Annotated in this window: 17 protein-coding genes; 7 read left to right on the top strand and 10 right to left on the bottom strand. The window is 43.8% G+C overall.

Going from position 1 to position 23,947, the window contains the following annotated elements; genetic code table 11:
- The first annotated feature begins 120 nt into the window (after window positions 1-120).
- Complete coding sequence (locus FPZ43_RS09405; RefSeq protein ID WP_146381671.1) at window positions 121-423, top strand: hypothetical protein; 303 nt, start codon at window positions 121-123, stop codon at window positions 421-423.
- A 20-nt stretch (window positions 424-443) separates the two neighbouring features.
- Here FPZ43_RS09405 and FPZ43_RS09400 read toward each other — a convergent pair whose 3' ends face one another.
- On the bottom strand, window positions 444-1,109 hold the full coding sequence (locus FPZ43_RS09400; RefSeq protein ID WP_146381670.1) for a peptidylprolyl isomerase: 666 nt from the start codon (window positions 1,107-1,109) through the stop codon (window positions 444-446).
- A gap of 220 nt (window positions 1,110-1,329) precedes the next feature.
- Here FPZ43_RS09400 and FPZ43_RS09395 point away from each other — a divergent pair, with 220 nt between their 5' ends.
- Window positions 1,330-3,177 (top strand): alkaline phosphatase, encoded by a 1,848-nt coding sequence (locus tag FPZ43_RS09395; RefSeq protein ID WP_261381041.1) that lies wholly within the window; start codon window positions 1,330-1,332, stop codon window positions 3,175-3,177.
- Window positions 3,178-3,275: 98 nt separating this feature from the next.
- Here FPZ43_RS09395 and FPZ43_RS09390 read toward each other — a convergent pair whose 3' ends face one another.
- Both FPZ43_RS09390 and FPZ43_RS09385 read right to left on the bottom strand, forming a co-directional pair.
- Window positions 3,276-4,610 carry a PepSY-associated TM helix domain-containing protein gene (locus FPZ43_RS09390; protein ID WP_146381669.1) on the bottom strand — a complete coding sequence of 445 codons (1,335 nt, stop codon included), beginning with the start codon at window positions 4,608-4,610 and terminating at the stop codon, window positions 3,276-3,278.
- Window positions 4,611-4,638: 28 nt separating this feature from the next.
- A complete protein-coding gene (locus FPZ43_RS09385) occupies window positions 4,639-7,122 on the bottom strand; it encodes a TonB-dependent receptor (protein WP_146381668.1) in 2,484 nt (827 codons plus the stop codon).
- Between the two features lie 295 nt (window positions 7,123-7,417).
- On the opposite strand from FPZ43_RS09385, the gene FPZ43_RS09380 reads away from it, so the two are divergent.
- Both FPZ43_RS09380 and FPZ43_RS09375 read left to right on the top strand, forming a co-directional pair.
- A complete protein-coding gene (locus FPZ43_RS09380; protein ID WP_146381667.1) occupies window positions 7,418-7,879 on the top strand; it encodes an Lrp/AsnC family transcriptional regulator in 462 nt (153 codons plus the stop codon).
- A 63-nt stretch (window positions 7,880-7,942) separates the two neighbouring features.
- Window positions 7,943-9,178 (top strand): alkaline phosphatase family protein, encoded by a 1,236-nt coding sequence (locus tag FPZ43_RS09375; protein ID WP_146381666.1) that lies wholly within the window; start codon window positions 7,943-7,945, stop codon window positions 9,176-9,178.
- Between the two features lie 92 nt (window positions 9,179-9,270).
- Here the strand turns inward: FPZ43_RS09375 and FPZ43_RS09370 are convergent, their stop codons facing one another.
- Window positions 9,271-9,852, bottom strand: a complete 582-nt coding sequence (locus tag FPZ43_RS09370) for a Crp/Fnr family transcriptional regulator (RefSeq protein ID WP_146381665.1) — start codon at window positions 9,850-9,852, stop codon at window positions 9,271-9,273.
- A gap of 186 nt (window positions 9,853-10,038) precedes the next feature.
- Here FPZ43_RS09370 and FPZ43_RS09365 point away from each other — a divergent pair, with 186 nt between their 5' ends.
- A complete protein-coding gene (locus tag FPZ43_RS09365) occupies window positions 10,039-11,106 on the top strand; it encodes an SDR family oxidoreductase (RefSeq protein ID WP_146381664.1) in 1,068 nt (355 codons plus the stop codon).
- Between the two features lie 85 nt (window positions 11,107-11,191).
- Here FPZ43_RS09365 and FPZ43_RS09360 read toward each other — a convergent pair whose 3' ends face one another.
- The 6 genes from FPZ43_RS09360 to FPZ43_RS09335 all read right to left on the bottom strand — a co-directional run bounded on the left by FPZ43_RS09360 (window position 11,192) and on the right by FPZ43_RS09335 (window position 20,334).
- The gene (locus FPZ43_RS09360) at window positions 11,192-12,325 is read right to left on the bottom strand and encodes an efflux RND transporter periplasmic adaptor subunit (protein WP_146381663.1); all 1,134 of its coding nucleotides are present in this window, start codon (window positions 12,323-12,325) and stop codon (window positions 11,192-11,194) included.
- 8 nt (window positions 12,326-12,333) lie between these two features.
- Window positions 12,334-16,695, bottom strand: coding sequence for a CusA/CzcA family heavy metal efflux RND transporter (locus FPZ43_RS09355; RefSeq protein ID WP_146381662.1), 4,362 nt, complete (start codon window positions 16,693-16,695; stop codon window positions 12,334-12,336).
- Between the two features lie 114 nt (window positions 16,696-16,809).
- Window positions 16,810-17,187 carry a hypothetical protein gene (locus tag FPZ43_RS09350; RefSeq protein ID WP_146381661.1) on the bottom strand — a complete coding sequence of 126 codons (378 nt, stop codon included), beginning with the start codon at window positions 17,185-17,187 and terminating at the stop codon, window positions 16,810-16,812.
- A gap of 106 nt (window positions 17,188-17,293) precedes the next feature.
- Complete coding sequence (locus tag FPZ43_RS09345; RefSeq protein ID WP_146381660.1) at window positions 17,294-18,400, bottom strand: acyltransferase family protein; 1,107 nt, start codon at window positions 18,398-18,400, stop codon at window positions 17,294-17,296.
- Window positions 18,401-18,458: 58 nt separating this feature from the next.
- Entirely contained in the window at window positions 18,459-19,799 is a 1,341-nt protein-coding gene (locus FPZ43_RS09340; RefSeq protein ID WP_146381659.1) for a deoxyguanosinetriphosphate triphosphohydrolase, read from the bottom strand.
- A 286-nt stretch (window positions 19,800-20,085) separates the two neighbouring features.
- Window positions 20,086-20,334, bottom strand: coding sequence for a hypothetical protein (locus tag FPZ43_RS09335; RefSeq protein ID WP_146381658.1), 249 nt, complete (start codon window positions 20,332-20,334; stop codon window positions 20,086-20,088).
- Between the two features lie 988 nt (window positions 20,335-21,322).
- Here FPZ43_RS09335 and FPZ43_RS09330 point away from each other — a divergent pair.
- Together FPZ43_RS09330 and FPZ43_RS09325 are read left to right on the top strand one after the other, a co-directional pair.
- Window positions 21,323-22,615 (top strand): site-specific integrase, encoded by a 1,293-nt coding sequence (locus FPZ43_RS09330; RefSeq protein WP_146381657.1) that lies wholly within the window; start codon window positions 21,323-21,325, stop codon window positions 22,613-22,615.
- Between the two features lie 32 nt (window positions 22,616-22,647).
- On the top strand, window positions 22,648-23,694 hold the full coding sequence (locus FPZ43_RS09325; protein WP_146381656.1) for a PDDEXK nuclease domain-containing protein: 1,047 nt from the start codon (window positions 22,648-22,650) through the stop codon (window positions 23,692-23,694).
- Window positions 23,695-23,947 lie beyond the last annotated feature (253 nt).

Below are 23,947 nucleotides of genomic sequence, written 5' to 3'. Positions count from 1 at the left end.
GGCACGATGCAATCCATCCGCCCCTGGCACGTTACCTGAATATTGATCTCTTATATAGCACAATGCTGATGTTAAGCCACCGCTACTTTATATTAGCTTCCATTATCAAAGCACCATGTCATGACCAATAAAACATCAGAGCATATCCTCAATTCATCAGTTAACCTGATGGGTTTTTGCCTGGTGGTAGTAAGCTCGCTGCATGTTTTCAATAAAACAGCCAACTCTTTTGTGGATGAGTTTACCTCAATAGTAGCACTCCTGCTATTGCTATCATCCATATTATCCTTCGCATCCATACGCACGGATAATGGTACCCGGAAAACAAGACTCGAGGACTACGCCGAATACCTTTTTCTTATCTCTTTGGTTGGCGTATTCCTTATCGTACTATTTATCTTAATCAGTTTTTGGAACAAGTAGATCTTAAGATATCCTAAGTGTTATTTTAATTCTTCAGCAACTTGTCGGGGTGTAAGCAAAGTAAGCTTCATCCAAACAGGTGTTTCGGGGTTACCAGCCTTATCAACTTTAACAGCCGTAATTTTATCAATCAGGTCCATGCCCTTTACAATTTCACCAAACACGGTGTAATGGCCATCAAGATGCGGCGTACCGCCAATGGTTTTATAAACCTGGCGCTGCTCATCGGTAAAATGATACTTGTACTTTGCTTTAATTACATCAAGCTGCTTATCGGTAAATGTTGTGCCGTCAACAATATAAAACTGCGTGGTGAACGATGATTCCGCAGGATTGTCGTCTCTTCCCATTGCAACTACACCTCTGCGGTGATATAGTGAGGATACAAACTCGGGCGCTATCCATTTTTGCTCAGGCTTTAAAGTGCGGCCCTTTTCGTATAGCGAATCCTGATCGCCGCCTTGTATCACGAACTTTTTAAGGATGCGGTTAAACGTAGTAGCATCAAAATAACGCGCTTTTACCAGTTTAATAAAATTGTCGCGATGCTTGGGTGTTTCGTTATATAGCTTTATTATACACCAGCCTTGAGGCGTTTCTACTTTTACGTACCTGCCTTTTTGATGGGCAAGTGCAAGTGTATATGTAAACCCAAGTATAAGAAGCAGGATTATTGATTTTTTCAAGGCAAACGGTTTTGTATTGGGCTTAAGTTACAAAACTTATTTTAAACCGGCTGCTACACCGGTTGCGTAAACATCATGAAAGCCCGGCTTTACATAATTTATGGAAACATAACATTAATTTAAAGCATAAACATTAGTTTGCGGGTATCTGTATTGTGTTGTACCTATACAAACAGTGATATGATCCGGCTACAGGCTTAATCTTTATAATATATCGGTATTGAAAAATAAGATCTCATTAATTGCTTTAAGTATAATATGCCTTACTTTTAAAGCTGTTGCACAGTCGCCCGCAGCAAACCACGCACACAGCCACAACGACTATAAGCAGAATATTCCCTTTTTGCAAGCCTACTATGCTGGTGCAGGTTCCATTGAAGCTGATGTATATTTGTTAAACGGAAAACTTTATGTGGCCCACGAGCGAAAAGAGATTGCGGGAGACCGCACACTTACCGATTTGTATCTCAAACCCCTCGCGGCCCTTTTTAAAAAGAATGGCAACCGCCCCTATGCAGATACCGCTTACAAGCTGCAACTGGTTATTGATATTAAAGAAGATCATGAACATGTTATACCACAATTGATAAAAGAAATTGAGTCTTATAAACAGGTATTCAATAACGCCGCTAATAAGAATACGGTACGCCTTGTGCTTAGCGGCGACATGCCCGCCCCTGGAAACTTTGACAATTACCCTGCCTATATTTATTATGACGGCCGCCCATACATAAAGTACACTGATGCGCAGCGTAAACAAGTAGCCATGATAAGTGATGATTTGGGAAAATACACTCAATGGAACGGTAAAGGAACACCGACCCCCACCGATTCGCTTAAATTGCGCAGCCTGGTAAACGCAGCTCACAATGTGCACAAACCTTTCAGGTTTTGGGCCACGCAAGACAGCCCCAACACCTGGATTGAACTGGAAAAACTCGGCGTAGATTGGATAAATACCGACCATCCGCAACTTTTACACGATTTTTTTGTAAACCGGGCCCGGCTTGAATATGCCAACCCAAATCCTTACCCTGTTTATAAACCTACTTACAAAAGCGATGGCAGCAATAAAAAGGTAAAAAACATTATTTTACTTATTGGGGATGGCATGGGCCCTGCGCAAATACAGGCCGGATTAACAGCCAACCACGGGCAGCTAAGCATGCTGCAATTAAAGTATATCGGCCTTTCGCAAACGCGTGCCGCAAATGCGGATAATACAGACTCGGCCGCCGGGGCAACTGCCATGGCATCAGGGCAAAAAACCAATAACAGGTATATTGGGATGGACGCGCAGGGCAAGCCCTTGCCTAACCTGCCTGATTTGATAGCGCCCCTGGGTATTAAAAGTGGCATTATCAGTAGCGGCGATATTACCGATGCTACCCCGGCCGCATTTTATGCGCACAACATCGAGCGCTCGGCATCAACCGCTATTGCTGCCGACCTTTTGACGGCAAACATAGATGTGCTGATCGGCTCAAATCAAAAAAGCTTTTTTAACAACCCGGACCAGCAATTGAAAGCTAAGATCCGGCTAAAAGGATTTAATATCAGCACTTCGCTCGATCAATTACAAACAGGCAAACCAGGCAAACAGTTGGTTTTGTTGGCAGATGCCGATACGCGCCCCATGAAAAATGGCCGCGGCGATATGCTGCAGCAATCTTTAAAGCATACCATCACCCTGTTAGCATCAAACAAGAAAGGCTTTTTCATTATGTGCGAAGGTGCCCAGATTGATTACGGCGGCCATGCTAATGATTTGCCATATGTCATCACCGAACTGCACGACTTTGACAAAACGGTTGCAGACGCCATAAAATTTGCTGACGAAGACGGGCAAACCCTGGTTATTATAACAGCCGACCATGAAACCGGCGGACTAACCTTGCTTGATGCATCTACAAAAACTGGCAGCGTTTTCGGCAGCTTTAGCACTAACGACCATACCAGCGTCAGCGTGCCTGTGTTTGCCTATGGGCCGCATGCTCAAGACTTTATTGGCAACTATCAAAACACTGAGATCTTCGATAGGATATTGAGCCTGCTAAAAGGCAAGTAAAGGTTAGCTTACTAAGAAAAGAGGCAAGTGATATAGTTATCCCTTGCCTCTTCTAACTGGTTAATTATACATTTTGAGCCGATGGCTCAGCCACATTATCACTTAACAATAATATTTGCTGCACTGCTTGCAAGCACCGGTTCTTCTTTGTTAACAATGACAGGCGTCTTACTATGCCCTAATGTTACTTCAGCAATACGGGTTTCGCTTAGCTTTACTTTTCCCTTAGTTTTCTTTTTAAATTTACGACCGTACCATACCAGGAAACCGGTTACCGGCAGGCTGGCACCAATCAAAGCAGCTAAAAAAGCTAAAACCTTACCGGGAAACCCGAGTATGCTACCAACATGTATATCGTAATTCATTTTACGCAGCTTTTGGCCGAAAGAGGCTTTTTCATACGCTACGGAATAGGCGTCTTCGCGTTTTAATTCTTTTAAAGTATGCTGATCAAATGTGTAGCCCTGGCTATTATAAAACTGGCCTTTATTTGGATACACGGTTATATCGATGGCGGCTTTGGCGTTTGCTGTATCCGCAAAACTGTAGTAAAAGCCCATTGAACGTGGGTGTTTACCAATTACACGAGCCCAGGCTAAATCCATTGCTTGCTCGGGTTTGTAAAACTTACCTTTTTGTAATGAATCAGACTCCATTCTCTTAAACTCATTAAGTTCCTGCCCGCCAGATGTTATCCAGTATAAACCTTCGCTATACCACTTTATCCCAAATACCATCCCGGTAAGTGCTATAAACAACAAAAATATCATGGCGTAAAAACCAAGTACATTGTGCAAATCAAGGTTAAGGCGTTTAAAAGATGCGCCCCATTTTATTTTGAAGCTTTTATCGCTGGTGGCTTTGTTCCACTTTTTTGGATACCACCATATAAGACCTGTAATAAGAATAATTACAAAAACAAGTGTGCCGTAATTTACAATAGGTCGGCCCACTGCAGGCGGCAACCACAAAAACCGGTGCCCGTTCAAGATGGTTCGGAAAAAATCTGTTTCGCCTTTTTTATGGACCTCCGTTTTAAGCACCTGCCCTGTGTATGGGTTAATCTTAACAATGGTATTACCGCTTCGCCGATCTTTAGGGCCTGCATCGGCAAGCCTTAGGGCTAAGTTAATAGCCCTACCCTGCTGATAATTTGCGTACAACGGTATTTTCTCCGGATACAATTTTGCAGCAATCTGCGCAAGCTGCGACGGTTTTAACACCGGTTTATTTTGCCAGGCAACTTTGGTTTGAGGCTCAAGAAACGCTGTGATCTCTTCATTAAAAACCCATATACACGCGTTAACACATACAACAAACACAATGATGCCTGATATTAGCCCAAGCCACAAATGCAGCCAGCTGTTAACCCGTTTAAAAGCCGAATCATTTTGCTTTTTTACTACTGTTTTTTGCAAATCTCTCGTCATCATTGTGGTATGTTAAGATTGTTATTAACTGCTATTTAAACCTGTAGGTAACTGTTAACCTGCCATTGCGCGGCACCTCGTATATATATGTATAATATGATACCGATGTTGGTGTTTCTGTGGCAAGTTTGGTATATGACCCTTGGGTTAGCATGCGCTTGTTAAACAAGTTATTAACTAGGGCTGCAACTGTGATTCTGCCTTTCTCATATGATACGCCGCCGTCAAAACGATAGTAATCGGGCAATTTTAACGGTACGGTTGTCGACCCGGCATTCCTGTTAAGCATAATCTGGTAACCACCAGCCAAACCAAACCCTCTGAGCAGCGAACCCTGTTTTGTAAAACGATATGATAACCAACCATTGGTGATATGCTTGGCCGAGTTTGGAACCGGGTTGCCTACCAGGGCAGGGCGGTTATCTTTGCTTACTTTTGCATCTGTATAAGCGTAATTAAGCACAAGGTTTAAGCCTCTTGTAATTTCGCCATTTATGTCTAACTCTACACCTTTAGACTGTATCTCGCCAAGTTGCACCTGGTCGTTAGTAGTTTGATTTGGGTTAAGCACGGTAAGCACATTTTTTTTGGTTATCTTATAAATTGCTGCGGTGGTGCTCCATTTGCCGCCAAACCAGTTTTTCTTTAAACCGGCCTCAATGTTGTTACCCCTGATTGGCTTGAAAGCGTTCCCGTCAATATCAGCTCCGGCAACCGGCAAAAAGCTTTGATCGTATAAAGCGTAAGTACTAAAGTTGTCTGTGATGGAGTAGCTTATACCTGCTCTCGGGCTAAAAACGTTATCGTCCATTTGCTGCGCATTTGTTTTACCTACGCTAATAGCATGCGTAAACCTGCCAGCAAGCGTAAGACGCAGTTTTTCGTCGAACATGCGTATCTCATCTTGCGCATAAACGCCCGTATAGGTTAAGTTTGTTGCATAAACATTATTGCCCGAACGGTTTTGGATACTGCGGGAACGATCAAAAAACGGGATGTTAGTGAAAGGTATACCGTAGGTTGGATTATAGATATTAAACTTGGCATTGCCGGCCAGTTGCAAATCTGGCTGCTGTACGCTCGAAAAATCGCCCCAGGTTTTCAGGTTGCCCATATCTACCCCGGTTAGTATACGATGTATAACCGAGCCCGTTACTACATCTCCGGAAAGGCTGATCTGTGCATTTTTATTGATGGCCAATTCCTCACTAATGTTAAGCGCCCTTCTCATGTCGCCATTAGGGGCAATTGTTGATGGCCATGGTGTACCGCCTTTTAAGCCATACCTAACATATGCCGCCTGCGCGTTAAGTTTCCAGGTATCATTTAGCTTATGATTTAAATAAAATGTGAAATTATGGTCATAAAGCTTCGCGGGATCAAGTGCAGGGTCTCCTAAAAAAAAGCTCGGGTCGGTATCGCCAAAGCCTTTGGGAGAGAATCCGTAGTTGCCTAATGCCAGTGCCTCTACATGCTGGGTAGTATACTCGGCGGTAATTAAGGTAGCGCTATCTATTTGGTAGCTTACTACCGGCGCAATAATATATTTATCGGTGTAATTGAACTTATTAAAACTCCCTTTGGTTTGCGCCGCCAGGTTGAGGCGAAATAATAATTTGCCATCTTTTGATAGCTTGCCATCTAAATCAACAGCTGCACGCGCCAAATTAAAGCCACCACCGCTCAAACTTACCGAACTGTGATTCTCACCTGTAGGCTTTTTTGTAACAACATTGTATATACCACCCGGTTCGCCATTTGCCATCATAAAGCCGGACGGACCTTTAACAAACTCAATGCGTTCGATGGTAGCTGCATCGTCTGCAAGGGGCCCCCAGGGCATTTTTTGATTCATGCCGTTGCGAAACGCAGGGATATTGGTACCGCGCATAAATATGTTTGCATATTGAGCATCCCAGTGACCAACCCGTTGCGCGCCGCTCACATTGCGGGTTACCCCGTCAACAATGTCAAAAACCTGCTGATCGGCCATTAACTTGCTTGTAACCACCTGTATGTTTTGTGGAACCTCAATTAAAGGGGATTGCAAGCGCAACGATGGCGAAACTTTTTCAACCTTGTACTTACTTTTGGTTGAATTTATTTGCACTTCGGCCAGTTGCGAACGGTTTTCATTAAGCGAAAAATCGGCTATAATGGTGCCTCGGGGCGTTACCGTTACTGCTTTTTCTTTAGGGTATAAACCTACTGCAGATACAACAACGATGTAATTACCAGCCGGAATTTTTTTGATATGATATTCGCCGTCCTCGTTGGTTATGGCACCAAAAGATGTGCCCTTTAAAGCAACTGACACCATTGAGGCGACATTTCCATCAGAGGTAGTTACCCTACCATGTATTGAACCGGTTTGCTGATCGTTGCGCTGGAAGTTTAGTAGACTTTTACCATAAGCTTTTACATTGTTTACAGGTGTGTTTTTTGCCAGAGAGGCGTTTGCTAAAAACGCGGAGGTGCATATTGCACCCAGTAGCATAATTTGTTTAAATTGCATTACTTTTAATCGAAATATTAAGGGTGATCCGGAACTTCCGGTACGCCACACGGGGTAGGATCCGTGTGGCACTTTTATGCAAAGTTATATTTATTTAGAATAAATCCAAATAGCGTATTGAATTCGTGCTGTTTTGCACTTACGTATGGAGATTATACGCACATCTTGCCTAAAGTATGCCTTAGTAATTTAAGATGACCTACACAAGAAGCACACACCATTAATTTGCGATTCTGGTTAACTACAGTACAATTACCTCCCAAAGCATTAACTTAGCATAAAAATAACTGCATTAATGAACCAACTCGACGAAATAGACCTCCGTCTTTTAAAAATATTAGGGGATAGTTCCAGCTACACCATTAAGGAATTGGCGACAATGGTAAACCTGTCATCGTCGCCGGTGTTGCAACGCGTAAAACGATTGGAAAGCACCGGCTTCATAAAAAAATACATCGCGCTGCTTAACCCCGAAAAGTTTAACCAAGGCTTTATCGTGTTTTGTAATATTAAACTTAAACAGCATGACAAAAACATCGGCCACAAATTTGTAGCGGATATATTGAAGATTGACGAAGTTGTAGAGTGTTACAACACATCCGGCGATTATGATTTTCTACTTAAAGTTTTTGCCCGCGACATGAAACATTACCAGGATTTTGTTTTCAACAAGCTGGGCTCGGTAGAAAGCATTGGCAGCACCCACAGCACCTTTGTAATGGCCGAAATAAAAAATACCCATAACATAAGTTTTTAATGGCTTCACGTACGCTTAACATGACTTTGCGCATATTGCGCCCCTGTAAAAGCCCCATATAACATGAATTTAAAAGCCATATTTTTTGCAGCAAGCATTATGCTGTCTGTCACTGCCGGCGCCCAGCAAAAGCAGCATAAAGTTGTTTACATTATTGCCGACGGCATACCTGCCGATGTATTTGAAAACCAAAACCTGCCAAATTTTAAAAAGATAATTGCCGAAGGGGCTTATACCCGTATGCATGTTGGCGGCGACAAAGGCACCTATAACGAAACGCCCACCATATCTGCAGTTGGCTACAACAGTTTACTAACCGGCACCTGGGTTAACAAGCACAACGTGCCCGATAATGATATCAAGGAGCCGAACTATAATTACCAAACCATCTTCAAGGTTTTTAAAGATCAATACCCAGGAAAGAAGACGGCCATTTTTTCCAGCTGGACAGACAACCGCACCAAACTGTTAGGCGACGGCCTGCAAGCCACGGGTAGCTTTAAGCCGGACTATGCATTTGATGGTTATGAATTGGACACCGTTAATTTTAAGCACGACAAGGTATCGGCATACATGCATCGTATAGATGAAGAGGTTGTTAAACAAGCGGCTAATATCATCCAAACCAAAGCACCAGACCTTTCATGGGTTTACCTGGAATATACCGACGATATGGGCCACCGCTATGGTGACAGCCCGGAGTTTTATAAAGCCATAGGTATGCTTGATGCGCAGGTTAGCAAAATATGGGATGCGATAAACTATCGCCGTAAAAAGTTTAATGAAGATTGGCTGATTATAATTACCACAGACCACGGACGCGACGAAAAAACTGGTCGCGGGCACGGCGGGCAGTCGGACAGGCAACGATCTACCTGGATGGTTACCAATTACAAAAGCCTTAACAATTACGCACGCTATTTTGATATCGGCATAGTAGATATCATGCCATCTATAGCGCGATACCTTGATGTAAAACTGCCCGTGAGCGTTGCGCAGGAAGTTGACGGCACGTCATTGATCGGCCCGGTATCAGCAGCCAACCTTAAGGTAAACTTTGTACAGGACCATCTCGACATCAGCTGGAAAGCTTTAGAAAAAACAGGAAAAGCAAAAATATGGGTAGCAACAACCAACAACTTTAAAACCGGCGGCAAAGACGATTACCATCTACTTGGCGAAGTTGACCTTAGCCAGCAACATTACCTTGCCGATGTTAAAGCCTACCCATCTAAATTTTACAAAGTAGTTTTACAAGCGCCGTTAAATAGTTTGAATAAATGGGTGATTATAAAATAGCTTTAGCCTAATAAGGTATTTAATATGGAAGGCTGCCGCAAATTGTGGCAGCCTTTTCTATTTAACAGCACAAAGGCTGATTAACTATTGACTTATTTCTTTTTTGCAAGATTTTTCTTGATACGGCTGAGGGTTTCGGGCGCTATGCCAAGATACGAAGCAATCAGGTTCTGAGGTACCCGCTTAATAAGTTCCGGATTTGATTCGGACAGTTTAACATACTTTTCTTCGGCAGTATAAGTAATCGAGCTCATCAAGCGCCGCTCTTTTGTAACCAGGCTGTTTTGGTACAATATACGGTAATAACGGTCCATTACGGGCACAGCCAGCGTTAAGGCCTCATAGTCGGACCGGGAGAGCAGCAACAATTCGGTATCTTCAATCGCGTCGATGTTAAAAACCGCTTCCTCGCCAGATAAAAAGCTGTTAAAATCAGATACCCACCAGCCTTCCATCCCAAAAATGCTCATGTGCTCATCCCCTTTTTCATCAATATTATAAGTACGAAGCAACCCCTTTGCTACAAATGCCAGGTGCTTGCACACGTCTCCCTCCTGCAGCAGGTATTGCCTTTTCCTTAACCGTTTGGGTATGAAGTAAGATGTTATCTTCTCCTTATCCGCATCGGTAAGCGCAACTTTTTCTTCGATATGGCTAAAAAGTACATCAATCATTTACAAAGTATTTAGAGCAAAGATAAGCCATCAGTTGAACATCAGTTCATCCGCTAAGGCATCTTTAGGCTTGATCTATATCAAGCCTATTTCTTGACACAGGTTATGAGCCATGTTGTCTATATCCCTCATATTTGTAAAAGAAATTAGCGATAGATAAATATCAGATCAGCAAAGCAATATACCATGAATAAAATAGCATTAGTAGTTGGGGCAAGCGGCATAACAGGCGCTAACCTGGCCGAGAAATTAATAGCCGAGGGCTGGGAAACGTACGGACTGGCGCGCACCCCAAACACCGAAATTGCCGGCCTCAAACCTGTACAGGCTGATCTGTTAAACAAGGAAAGCCTCGAAATAGCATTGGCAGATATAAAACCAACGCACGTTTTCATCACCACCTGGATGCGTAATGATACTGAGGCAGAGAACATACGCGTAAATAGCTTAATGGTACGTAACCTATTGGATGTATTGTCGGCAAATAAATCGGTGCAGCACGTTGCCTTGGTTACCGGCTTAAAACATTACCTGGGGCCTTTTGAAGCTTACGCAAAAGAGGGCTTTTTACCCGAGACACCATTACGCGAGGAACACCCGCGTTTGGATATAGAAAACTTTTACTACGCGCAGGAAGATGAAGTTTATGACGCTGCCGAGCGCGATGGTTTTACCTGGAGCATCCACCGGCCGCATACCGTTATTGGTAAGGCAGTTGGTAATGCCATGAACATGGGCACTACACTGGCTGTTTATGCAAGCATTTGCAGGGAAACAGGTCGCAAGTTTACATGGCCGGGATCTGCAGCTCAATGGAATGGCTTATCGGACGTTACCGATGCACGGGTGCTTGCTGCGCATCTTATATGGGCGTCCACTACTGATGCTGCCCGCAACCAGGCGTTTAACGTGGTAAACGGCGATGTTTTCAGATGGAGCAGGTTGTGGAACCGCTTAGCAGCATACTTTGGCGTGCAAGCGGCAGGGTTCGACGGATCGATACACCCATTGGAGCAGGAAATGGCTGACGATGCCGCCCTGTGGAAGGAAATTGCCGAAAAATACCAACTTAAGGAGAATGACCTTAGTCGCCTGGCAACGCCCTGGCACACCGACCTTGATCTGGGCCGGCCGATAGAGGTGATGACGGACATGTCTAAAAGCCGTAAGCTTGGGTTTACAGTTTTCCAGGATACCGAGCAAACGTTTTACGATCTGTTCGATCAGTTACAAGCAGCGAAACTGATTCCCTAACTGTAAATATTTAGGAATATGTAGCTTAAGTAAAAAGAGCAGCCATACATTATGGCTGCTCTTTCTTGTGCTTGCAGGCTGCTAACTACTCTTCTTCCGCGCTGTTCTTCATTTTCATGAGCAGTGTGTAGGCGTTTTTGGTAACCAGGCGGGTTTTGCTGTCAATACCGGTGCCATCTACTTGTTGCATGCCTTCACTTTCATTGCCCGGCTTTACTTCCATCATCCTGAATGTGTTTGCAGCGCCGGCGGTAAAAACATAAAACTTATTTTGCCACCTTACCACGGCATCTTCAGGCACCAAAAGTGCGGTGCTGTTGGCTACCTCAACCTCGGCATTCATAAACATGCCCGGCAGCAGGGTTGCATCAAACTTTTCAAAATGGCAATGCACGCTGGCCATACGGTCTTCATTCAGGTTTTTGCTGATGAGGATGATCTCGGCCTCGTACTTTTTAGCCGGATTATCTGTGGTGTAGGTGATAACCTTTTGCCCTATTGCCAGCTTGTTCACGTCCCTTTCAAAAACATCAAGCGCCAGGTGGATATCCTTAGGGTTTACCAGTTCGAAAAGCACATCGGTTGGCGAGGTATACTTACCGATGTTCACATTAACTTTTGACACAAAACCATCAATAGGTGATAAAATGTGAACGCTTTTTGAAATGTTTGCCGACGTAAGCTTGCGGGGGTTGATATCAATAAGTTCCAGCTTTTGCGCAAGCGAGCGCATCAGTATGCGCTGCGTTTCCATATCGGCCTTAGCCTGCTGGTAAACCTTATCACTTGTTGCCTTGCTTGCGTTTAGTTCCTGCTGGCGGCGATACTCTGTTTCGGCAAATTGCAAACGCTCTTTGGCAGATAAATAGTCCTGCTGCATCTGGATAAACTGCATATCTTCCAGTATGCCTAACACCTGCCCTTTACTTACGTGTACACCCGGCAGCAGGTCGGTGCTTTTAAGGTATCCACCCAGCGGAAAGCTTACACTTACCGTGCTTTGCGGTGGAACATCAATTGCGCCCTGCAATTTTAGCACACCCTTAGCCTTACCCATAACCGGCTGGCCAACCACAATATTGGCGTTTTTTATTTGGGCGGCATTAAGCGTTACCAGCGTGGTGTCCGGTTGCTTTTCGTCCACATTGTTGTCAGCCTTTTTCTCCGTACAGGCCGCACATATAACAGCCAGTAAAAGGAGCGATATATATGTTTTCATTTCGTAGTTTATAAGTTATTAAGTTTTTGCGCCTGAATTACAGCCAGGTTGTAATTGTACAACACTTCAAGATATTCGTTACGGATGCTAATTGCCTGGTCGATAAGTATTACCCACTGCAGGTAGTTTATTTCGCCCCCCGTAAACTGCTTGTCAGCAGTATTAACTATAAGATCGGCGTTCTTTAAACCCTGCCCTTCAAAGTAATTAAGGCTGCTAGCATATTTCTGTATTTGCCCTGCAGCATTCTGCTGCTCGGTTTGCAATTGCAGCCTGGCATAGTCGGTTCGCTTTTGTGCCAACTGCCATTCAACCTTAGCGGCTGCTATACGGGCCGAGTGTGCACCTGCAAATATGGGCAGGCTGATACCCGCCGATACGTAATTAAACCGTTTGCCTGCACCAAAATAAGTTTCGTTGCCGCCTACAATTTGCGATCCGGCAATACTTTGGTTATTATAACCTGCAAAGAAATCTGGCAGTAACTTCGATTTTTCGGTACGCCAGCGCCAGCGCGCTGCTTCGGCCTGGTGGGCAAACAATTGTACCTGCGGCAACTCTTCGGCAGAAGCCGGGCTTACTGCAAAAGATCCCGCGTTAAGTTTGGGCGTATTAGCAATTGGCATATAAGTAAGCGAATCGTTTAACAGCATATTAAATTGCTTAAGTGCAATCTGTTCATCCGCCAAAAGCATATTAAGCTGGTTGCTAATTTGCTGATGATGGGTTTGTGCGGTGGTTTTTTCCAGGATATTTGATTCGCCTACCTTAAAGCGCAAGTTGGTTTTCTTCTCAAACAACGTGTAAACACTGTCGGCATAATGCAGCAGCTTTTTCTTTTGGTTGAGCCATACCAGCTGGTAATAAAGCTTACGCACGTCCGTTTTGATATCCTGCTGGGTAATGTTCGTTTGAAGCTTGGCGACCAAAAAGTTCTCCTGCAAGGCCCGCTTCTGGTTACTGTAAACCGTAGGGAAACTGATGGTTTGGGTAACTCCAAAACGCGTATCATTTTGGATGCTGTTGATTTGGCCGTAATCGGCACTTAGTTGCGTTTTGGCAATATCGAATGATGTTTTTTGCCTGATACGCTCGGCCTCCTCGCTAAGCCTGCTGCCCTGCGCCTGCAGGTTTTGCTCAAGCGCTATTGCAATGGCTTTATTTAGATGCACAGGTGTTGGCTGCTGTTGTGCATTAGCGGTTAGCGTACATAATATTAAACCTGAAACAATAGCTGTCTTGTTAGCCCCCAATTTGCTCTTGCCTTCAAATAACAAATACAAAGCAGGCAAAACAAATAGGGTAAGAAAAGTGGCTGTTATCAGTCCGCCAATAACTACTGTTGCCAGCGGGCGCTGCACTTCTGCCCCTGCACCATCACTTAGTGCCATTGGCAAAAAGCCCAACGAGGCTACGGCAGCGGTCATCAACACCGGGCGCAACCTGTTGCGCGTTCCCTGCATTACCAGTTGCAGGCTGTCTGTTACTATGCCCTCGACTTTTATGCGGTTAAATTCGGATATTAGCACAATGCCGTTCAACACGGCTACGCCAAATAAAGCAATAAAACCAACGCCCGCAGAAATACTGAAAGGCATACCCCGCATTGCCAGCGCAAATACGCCACCAATAGCCGATAAGGGTATTGCTGTGTAAATAAGGGCACCCTCTTTAATTGACGAGAATGCAAAGTAGAGCATTACAAAAATTAGCAGCAAAGCTACCGGCACGGCAATACTTAGACGCTTTTTAGCCTGTTGCAGGTTTTCAAATGCGCCTCCATAAGTAATTGTGTAGCCAGGCGCCAGCTTAACTTGCTTATTTATCTTTTGCTGCAATTCCTCCACTATCGACTGCACATCCCTGCCACGAACGTTAAACCCGATGATGATACGGCGGCGGGCATTTTCGCGCTGGATTTGGTTGGGGCCTTCCACCTCATCAACCGATGCTACCTGATATAACGGAATCTGCAAACCTTTGGGCGTTGAGATAAGCAGGTTTTGCACATCGCTCAAGTTGCGCCGGCCTTCGCTGCCAATGCGCACTACAAGGTCAAACCGTTTCTCGCCTTCGTAAACCTTACCTGCAGCTGCGCCAGCAAAAGCGGCGTTTACCGTACGGTTGATATCAGCGATGTTTAAACCATACTTGGCAATTTCGGTACGGTTATATTTGATAACTACTTGTGGCATCCCGGTCACCTTTTCAACGTACAGGTCGGCCGTGCCCCCTACTGTTTTACTGATGTTTCCAATCTGTTCGGCATAGCGGGCCAAGGCATTCAGGTCCTCGCCAAAAACTTTGCAAACCACATCCTGCTTGGCGCCTGTCATCAATTCATTAAAGCGCATTTGCACCGGGAACTGAAAACCCTGCGTAACCCCCGGCACCGCATCCTGCACCACTGCCGACATTTTTGAGGCCATTTCCGGAAAACTTTTGGCGCTAGTCCATTCGCTTTTAGGTTTAAGTACGATAATCATATCGCCACCTTCTATAGGCATCGGGTCGGTAGGAATTTCGGCGCTGCCAATACGCGACACTACCTTTTCAACTTCGGGAAATTTGCTTTGCAGCAGTTTTGATATTTGCTGAATGGTGCTAATGGTAGTACTAAGATTTGTGCCTACTAAAAGGCGCGTCTCAACAGCGAAATCACCTTCTTCAAGCTGAGGTATAAACTCGCCACCCATGCGTGTAAATAATAAAACAGCAATGGCAAACAAGCCGAAGGCTATGCCCACAAGCAGTTTGCGCACCTGCATTGCTTTTGCCAGCCAGCGCTGGTAAACGCCTTCAATTTTATCCATTACCCTATCTGATAAATTCGGTTTATGCGATAGCTTTTTGCTGATAAGTACCGAACTGATCATGGGCACATAGGTAAGCGATAAAATGAATGCGCCTAAAATGGCAAAGGCAACGGTTTGTGCCATGGGCTTAAACATCTTGCCCTCTATACCTGATAATGACAGGATAGGCAAGTAAACGATGAGGATAATAATTTGCCCAAAAACTGCGGCATTCATCATCCGCGATGCCGATCCGGATACTTCTACGTTCATCTCCTGCTGTGAAAGCTCATTTACGTGCGCATATTTTTTAGAAAAATGCAGGTGATGTAAAATGGCTTCAACAATAATCACCGCGCCATCTACAATCAATCCAAAATCAAGGGCACCCAGGCTCATGAGGTTGCCGCTTACGCCAAAAGCATTCATCATGATAATGGCAAACAACATAGCCAGCGGAATAACCGATGCCACTATGAGCCCCGCCCTTAAATTTCCAAGGAAGATCACCAGCACAAAAATCACGATCAGTGCACCTTCCAACAGGTTATGCTCTACCGTTCCAATGGCGTTATTAACCATTTTGGTGCGGTCAAGAAAAGGATCGATCAGCAGGCCCTCTGGCAATGTTTTCTGAATTTCGGCAATACGTTCTTTTACGTTCTTAACTACTTCAGATGAATTTTCACCTTTCAGCATCATCACAATCGCGCCGGTTACTTCGCCTACCGGGCTGTAGTTGAGCGCGCCGTAACGGGTAGCTGCGCCTAATTTTACATGCGCAACATTTTTAACGAGCACAGGGCTACCTTCGGGGGTATTTTTTACAACAATGTTCTCTATGTCGGCTATACTACCGGCCAGTCCCTCGCTGCGGATGTAAAGTACCGTAGGACCTTTTTCGATGTACGCGCCCCCCGTATTCTGATTGTTATTATGCAGCGCGTTAAACACATCGGCAATGCTAAGATTTACCGACTTTAGCTGGGCCGGATTTACAGCCACCTCATATTGCTTAAGCTCGCCCCCAAAGGTTGACACATCGGCTACACCCTTGGTGCCTAGGAGCTGCCTTCGCACCAGCCAATCCTGTATGGTGCGCAAATCGGCCAGTGAGTATTTACCCTCGTACCCCGGTTTTGGCCGGAGCACGTACTGGTATATTTCGCCAAGGCCTGTAGTAACAGGCGCCAATTCGGGCTTGCTGGCGTTTTCGTCAATCTCAACTTGGGCAAGCCGCTCGGTTACCTGCTGCCTTGCCCAGTAAATATCGGCATCATCATCAATAACCACACTTATTAATGACAAACCAAACCGCGACAGGCTACGGCTTTCTTTAATACCGGGAATATTACTGATGGCCTGCTCTATAGGAAACGTTATCAGGCGCTCTACATCCTGTGCGCCCAGAGCCGGCGCGGTAGTAATTATTTGTACCTGATTGTTTGTGATGTCGGGTACGGCATCAATTGGTAAGCGGCTTACTTCATAAACACCGTAGATGACCCACAGCCCCATGAACAAGCCAATTACCAGTTTATTCTTTACGGAAAACTGGATAATTTTATTTAGCATATTTTGCGCTTAAATAATTGCATGAATTGCCTGTGCTGCTAAACGGCGCAAATACCGCAAAACGGCATAGCCTAATAAGCATACACAATTAACTAATAAATACGGGTTGCAATTTTAAGCGCAGGGAGGCCTGAACGGCGAAGACAGGGCGGGATTTGGGAAATACTGGTGTTGATAAACGGGATAGCTTTTTACAATGCGCAGCCCCGGACTACGCGTAATGTAAGCGCGCAAAGTTGGCGCGAATACAAAGTGGGTTGAATGCACATCAAGCTTTTTGAAAGGCAACTGCATATCGCGGTCGTTATCATCATCGTTCATGTCATTACCCCAGTAATGCATGGATAGGAATTCGGTAAAGCTAACGCTGTCATCAAGCTGCTTATGCTCGGCATAATGCTGAAACAGTACCGGCAGTTTAAAAAGTTGGTGCAGTTCTGTAGTATCCGCCGCAAGCAATACAAGTAATATGTAGATACACACTTTTTTCACTGCGGTAAAATTAACCAAATAAGCTAAAAGCCACAACCCATTAAATTTTAGCTATCACAAATAATACAAAAAGCAATTAAGACGCATTGTTGGACGGCCGTGTTTTCTATCCCAGCTTTTTTCTCAGCCACTTCCGTACCGGCTCATCATACCATTTGAGGCTTGCATAAGCCAGGGCAATTGCACCAACCAGGATAGCCAATGCGTAAGGCCAGGCCTGCACAATGGTAGTACCTTTGTTATTGCTTATCCACGCCACGTAAAAGTATACCATTGGGTAATGCACTAGGTATAGGGGGTAAGATAAATCGCCAAGAAATTTGCAAATGCGGCCTTCTGCCTGGCTATTCGGCACGCCGCCCGCGCCCATATAAACAATCAGCGGGAACATGATAATGATGCAAAACGCCTCAAATAACCCATTCATCCACAAGTGCTCGGCGCCACCTATACGCGGCATGTACAATATCGCAGCTATCAACACAGTACACCATAGAAATGCATTTTTGATGCGTACCGGTTTGGCAATACGGGATAACAATAAACCGGCGAAGAATGGGTATATGGTACGGGTTATGCCTACACGTACCTGCTCAGCATTCAATGTCCAACCGCCGCTTACATCCCCATTAGTAATGGCCAGTTGGGCAAGGGCCACCGCAGCAATTACAACCAAAATAGTCAGTGCTGTTTTCGAGAATTTACGGATCCATACCGCGTACAGAATGTTGGCTATGTATTCGAAAAATAACGACCATCCCACGCTGTTAAGCGGATGCATCTCCTGCCAGCCCCTGATATCCATAGATAAGGGGACGGGTAAAATGGTATAACCGATGAGTAACACCAGGAGCATTTTCCAAAGCGGAACGGTATGTATCAGCGGCCATATGGCTGAATCGGTATAGTAGAAACCAATAGCGCCCAATGTCATACCCAAAACCACAAGTGGCTGCAATCGCTCTACGCGGCGCTTAACAAACTGCCCTATCGTCATCTTGTTCCATCGGCCATCATAAGCATAACCGATAACGAAGCCTGATAAAAGGAAAAAGAAATCTACAGCCAGGTAACCGTGATTCACAATGATATCCAGGTGCCCTGTACCCAGCGGCTCAGTTAAGTGGAAAGTTACCACAATAATTGCGGCCACACCACGCAGCCCGTCGAGTATTGGGTAATGGGGTTTAGTGCTGAGTGTGTTATTGTCCATTAATTATAAGGTCTTCGTGCTATAGAATTAGGTTATTATGCCGAAATCAATCAACCCCTTAACTTATTGAGGGGAATGATATCCCTGTTATTTTCCGGAACAGTTCGACTGCATACAGATCTGTCATGCCCGATACAAAATCAAGTATACTTTGAATTTTGGTATATGGATCATCGGACGTTGTAAGGAATTGCTTAGGTACCAGTTCAACCAGTTTTTTATGGTATTTGCTTTGATTTTTAAGATAGGCCGGTATGAAATCTTCAAGTAAGCCGCCCATTACCTTGTAGCCTGCAATTTCAATTTGCACTACAGATTGATAGTTGTAGATCTTTTTAACGGAAACCTGCCCTATCTTTTCCATAACAGAGCGGTAAGGTTCGTCAATACGGTCAATCAGCGCAGCGTTGAAAGTGCCGTCTAAAATGGCAGCTTCCTCTCTGTAAAATAACTCCGAACACTGGGTGACCAGCGTGCTGATAGCCATTGCACGTAAAAAACCCACCTTAGCTTCAACGTCTTCTATATTGGCCAGGCGTTGAGGCATTTTTTCATCGCAAAGCGGCAGTAAAAGTTCTTCCACTTCGGCGTAGCTCAAAATTTTTAAACGCAGGGCATCTTCCAGGTCGATGATGTTATAACAAATGTCATCGGCTGCCTCAACCAGGTAAACCAGTGGATGGCGCTTGTACACCAATGGCTCATCCTGCACTTTTGGCAACTCCAGTTCATCAGCAATTTTTATGAACGACTGCTGTTCTGATTCAAAAAAGCCATACTTTTTGGTGAAAATATTTTGCTTGTTGTGCCCGGCTAATGATGCGCAGGGGTATTTGGCAATTGCAGCAATAGTTGAGTAGGTAAGCGCAAAACTGCCGTTACCCTTACCGCCATAAGGATGGGTAAGGATGCGCAGGGCGTTAGCGTTGCCCTCAAAGTTTATAAGGTCTTGCCATTGTTGTTCGCTAACCTGTTGCTGATAAACTTTACCGCTACCCTCGGTGAAGTAATGAGATATTGCCGACTCGCCCGAGTGGCCAAACGCCGGGTTGCCCAAATCATGGGCAAGGCAGGCCGCCGCCACAATGTCGCCAATTTCGCTAAGCAAAGGGTATTTGTTATCAATATCCGGGTCGGCCGCCTTAAGCTTGTTATAATGTATGCGGCCCAATGATTTACCTACGCTGGCTACCTCAAGGCTATGGGTAAGCCGGTTATGTACAAATACGCTACCGGGCAGCGGGAACACCTGCGTTTTGTTTTGCAACCTCCTGAAGGGTGATGAAAAAATAATACGGTCGTAATCGCGTTGAAACTGCGAACGGGCCTCTGTAGGGCTTTGATTATATTTATTTTCGCTTCCCCAGCGCTTAGCGGAAAGTAATTTATCCCAATTCATGTATGATATGTAAATGCCGACCCGGATTTTGCTGCATTCAGCGGCGAAGACCGGTTACGTAATATAAATCTCAATATTACGGAACATAGCCGGCAATAAGTTAAAAGCTTTTACGAAAGTTTGCTTTGACTTAGGTATAATGAATTGAAGTACGACTGGATAGATAAACGCCCCTAATTTTGGCCGATCAGCCTTCCACAGTATTGCCGCTTATAATTTTTTATAAGTTTTGCTTTGTAACGGCAACAAATGTTAAGGCACCGCCGAAGCGGTGCCTTAATGCCAATTACTTTTTGGGAGTAGTATTAGCAGTATCCATTTTGGCGCGTGCAGTATCAAAACCGCCTATTGCAGCAGATGATGAACCGCCGGTTGCCGGTGCTCCGCTGGTATCCGTACCCGTGGTACCGTCTTGAGTGGCCGTCGTGTCTTGCGTAGCAGACGCACTATCTGTCCCCTCCTGTTTGCTGCTGCTATTGCAAGCCGTAAACGCAAGGCTGGCAATAAATGCTGTCATTAAGATTTGCTTTTTCATAAGTAGTTGATTAGTTGAATAATTACTTGTAACTAATCAAGGTTTACGGACAGCTAAATGTTTTAAAAATGTTAATTATTAATTAATTACAGCGAGATTTGCTGAGGGCTGACTGAATGAAGAAAGGATTTCAAATTCTGTCTTTCCCAAAGAACGGTGTAATCCACCTGTGATAAGCATTTATTAGAACCAAAAAAGCCTCTCAACTTGCGTTGAAAGGCTTTTAAGCTTGCTCCCCACACTGGACATTTTTCGAACCAATTGGAGAAACAGTTGAAAAATTTTAAACGATTTATAATTGTTTAGATAGAGAGTTGATTTAGCAATCCGGGCATGAAAGTGCGAGGAAAGCATTGGCAACAATCTGTATCAAAAATAAATCAGTTCGGTTTTAAAAAAAGAAATAGGCTTTTTTCTGAAAAGGCATTGATACAATACCACAAAAATAAAAGTTACGAATAATGGTAAATTGATGAAATTAAAATAAAATAAAAATATACCTACAGATTTATAGGATCCTCCTCCGAATAGAGCGACTATGGCCGTCAAAATACACAATACAGTTGTTATTAAAAATACAATCCGTAAAGTAATTTTATATGTTTCCATTTTTAAACTTGATGTACTCGGCCTACCCTCATCGTTATCACCGCACCGCCAATTTACAAAAATGCGTACACAAAAAAGCCTCTCAGCATACACTGAAAGGCTTTTAAGCTTGCTCCTGAGGCTGGGCTCGAACCAGCGACCCTCTGATTAACAGTCATAAACAGGTGTTTTTCAATAGTTGCATTTTTCGCTATTTATACTGTTTATCAGCGACTTACAATTTTGTATCTATTCGATTTTTACCAATATTTACCGTTATCTATGCCAAAGCTATGCGAAAACTATGCGAAAAATAATCGCAGAAAATTGGGTTTTTAATATCATTAAGGCTATTTTTGTACTATTTGGTAGAAAATACTATGCGAAAATGTGATGAAATATGGAAAAGATAACGAAAAAGGCAGTAATTTCATTATATCAGGATACCAGAAAACCCAATGCCGAAGGCTTATGTCCCATTAGAATTCAGGTTTACTATGGCAGGCAAAGGTATTTCCCGACTAATATCCGTCTGTCTGAAGAAGATTTCAAAAACTCCTATAAAACGTCAAAGCCCAAAGGAGAGCGGCTTAGGGAACTGAAGGTAGAACTTCAGGCGATCGAATCGAAGGCCAATGAAGTAGTTGACGAAATAAAAGTATTCACTTTTGAAAAATTTGAAAAGCTACTATACGCTACCAGAAGTTCATTGACCAATATCATAGATCATTATCAAACCTATATTGCGGAGTTGGATAAGAACGATCAGACCGGCACATCGTCCAGCTATTCTTGTAGTATAAATTCCATAAGAGAATATTTTAATTCCGCACGGATAAATCCGATCGAAGTAATCACGTTTGATATGATCACTCCGGAGCTTCTTAACAAGTACGAGAATTGGATGATCGCCATGGACAACAGCAGGACAACTGTAGGCATCTATCTACGGGCCCTTCGCAAGATCTTTAACCAGGCCATAGACGAAGGCATTATAGACAAAGAAATCTATCCATTTAAAAAGTATAAGATCCCGACAGGCAAGAATACCAAGAAAGCCATAGAAGCTCCTGATCTAAAGAAACTCTTTAATGCAGATACTAAAGGCAATATCTTTCAAGAGAAAGCGAAAGCCTTCTGGTTTTTCAGCTACCAATGCAACGGGATGAATATAAGAGACATATCGGAATTAAAATTTAAGGACCTTCATGGAACTTATTTTTCATTCCTCAGACACAAGACCATCCGCACCACGAAAGAAGACCCGAAGCCGATAATTGTACCAATTACTGATTATGTGAAATGGGTCATTGAAAAATATGGGAATAAAAAGGGCAAGCCGAACGACTATGTATTTCCAATTTTCAGCCCCGGTATGGATGCTAAGGAGCGTCACCGTGTCAATCAAAACTTTGTCCGGTTTATCAATCAACATATGAAAAAACTGGCGAAGAATAATGGTATGGATATCAAGGGAACCATGGAGGCCAGACATTCCTTCACTACTCAGGTTACCAGAAAGCAAGGGATGGAATTTGCACAGGAGGCTTTAGGGCATACTACGCTTGCAACCACCCAAAATTACTGGGCTGGCTTTCAAAGCGAAACCAAAAAAGAGATGGCAGATATGCTCATGAATTTTGAGGAACCGAAAACGAAAGGAAAACAGCAAGAACGAATCAGGCAACGTTAGTTAATTGCAATTGCTGATCATAAAAATTATATATGAGCTTAGGTCAATCTCCGTTTCAACTCTTTGAAAATATAAAAGCTGTTATTACAGAAACACAGCTCCAGATAGTCCGTAATGTTAACCAAGCGATGGTACTCGCCTATTTCGAGATAGGCAGGATGATTGTCGAAGACGAACAACTTGGAAAGCGACGCGCCGACTATGCAAAAGAGACAATTTCACGTTTAAGCAGGGAATTAAACAACGAGTTTGGCAAGGGATATTCCGTGTCTAACCTGGAATATATGCGCAGCTTTTATTTAACTTATCAGGATAGATTTCCCCAATCGGTGATTGGGGAAACCGTGAAGCATACAAAATCCCAATCACTGATTGGGATTTTAGAAAATCCGTTTCACTTAAGCTGGACACACTATCTACAATTACTTAAAATCAAGGACGTATCCGAGCGGCAATTTTATGAAATCGAAGCAGCCCAGGGCAATTGGTCAGTAAGAGAATTACAAAGGCAATATAACTCTGCGTTATTTGAGCGCCTGGCTCTGAGCAAAGATAAAAAGGGTGTAAAGGAACTAGCGGAGAAAGGTCAGGTCATTCAAAAGCCTTCGGACGCACTAAAAAGTCACTATGTTTTGGAATTTCTAGGGCTAAAAGAAGATACCAAATATACGGAAAGTGACCTGGAAACAGCGATCATTGACAAACTAGAGCATTTTATGCTTGAATTGGGTAAAGGGTTTTTATTTGAGGGAAGGCAACGGAGATTTACCTTTGAAGGCGACAGTTTCTTCGTTGATCTGGTTTTTTACAATAGACTTCTTAAATGTTTTGTGCTGTTTGATCTAAAAATAGGAAAGCTAAGCCATCAGGATATTGGCCAAATGCAAATGTATGTCAACTATTACGATCGGAAAGTTAAGCTATCGGAAGAGAATCCCACGATTGGCATCATTCTTTGCAAAGAAGAAAATCGTACAGTTATAGAGTTTACATTGCCTGAGAATAACAAACAAATCTTCTCGAAAGAATATAAGGCTGTTTTACCAAGTAAAGATGCACTAAAAAAGCAGTTGGAGTAATTGAGATGTGGAGACCATTTTGTGCAAGTATCGCTTGTACAAACAAAAAGTACGGCAACTATTGTACAAGTGGCGATTTGTTAAATCGCCTTATTACTACCATATCAAATTTTGTTGCAAATTTCTTTATTGGATAAAACGCACCAAATTGACCCCTATCGGCCTATCCAAAAAGGCCCCCTTTGCCAGTTGAAAGTGACCACGTTCGCCAAAGCAAAGTGACCCCTCTTGCCAGACGAAAGTGACCCCTTAA

Source organism: Mucilaginibacter pallidiroseus (assembly GCF_007846085.1).
Classification (GTDB): Bacteria; Bacteroidota; Bacteroidia; order Sphingobacteriales; family Sphingobacteriaceae; genus Mucilaginibacter; species Mucilaginibacter pallidiroseus.
The sequence above is the reverse complement of the archived record's forward strand: the minus strand, read 5'-3'. Positions and strand labels throughout refer to the sequence as shown.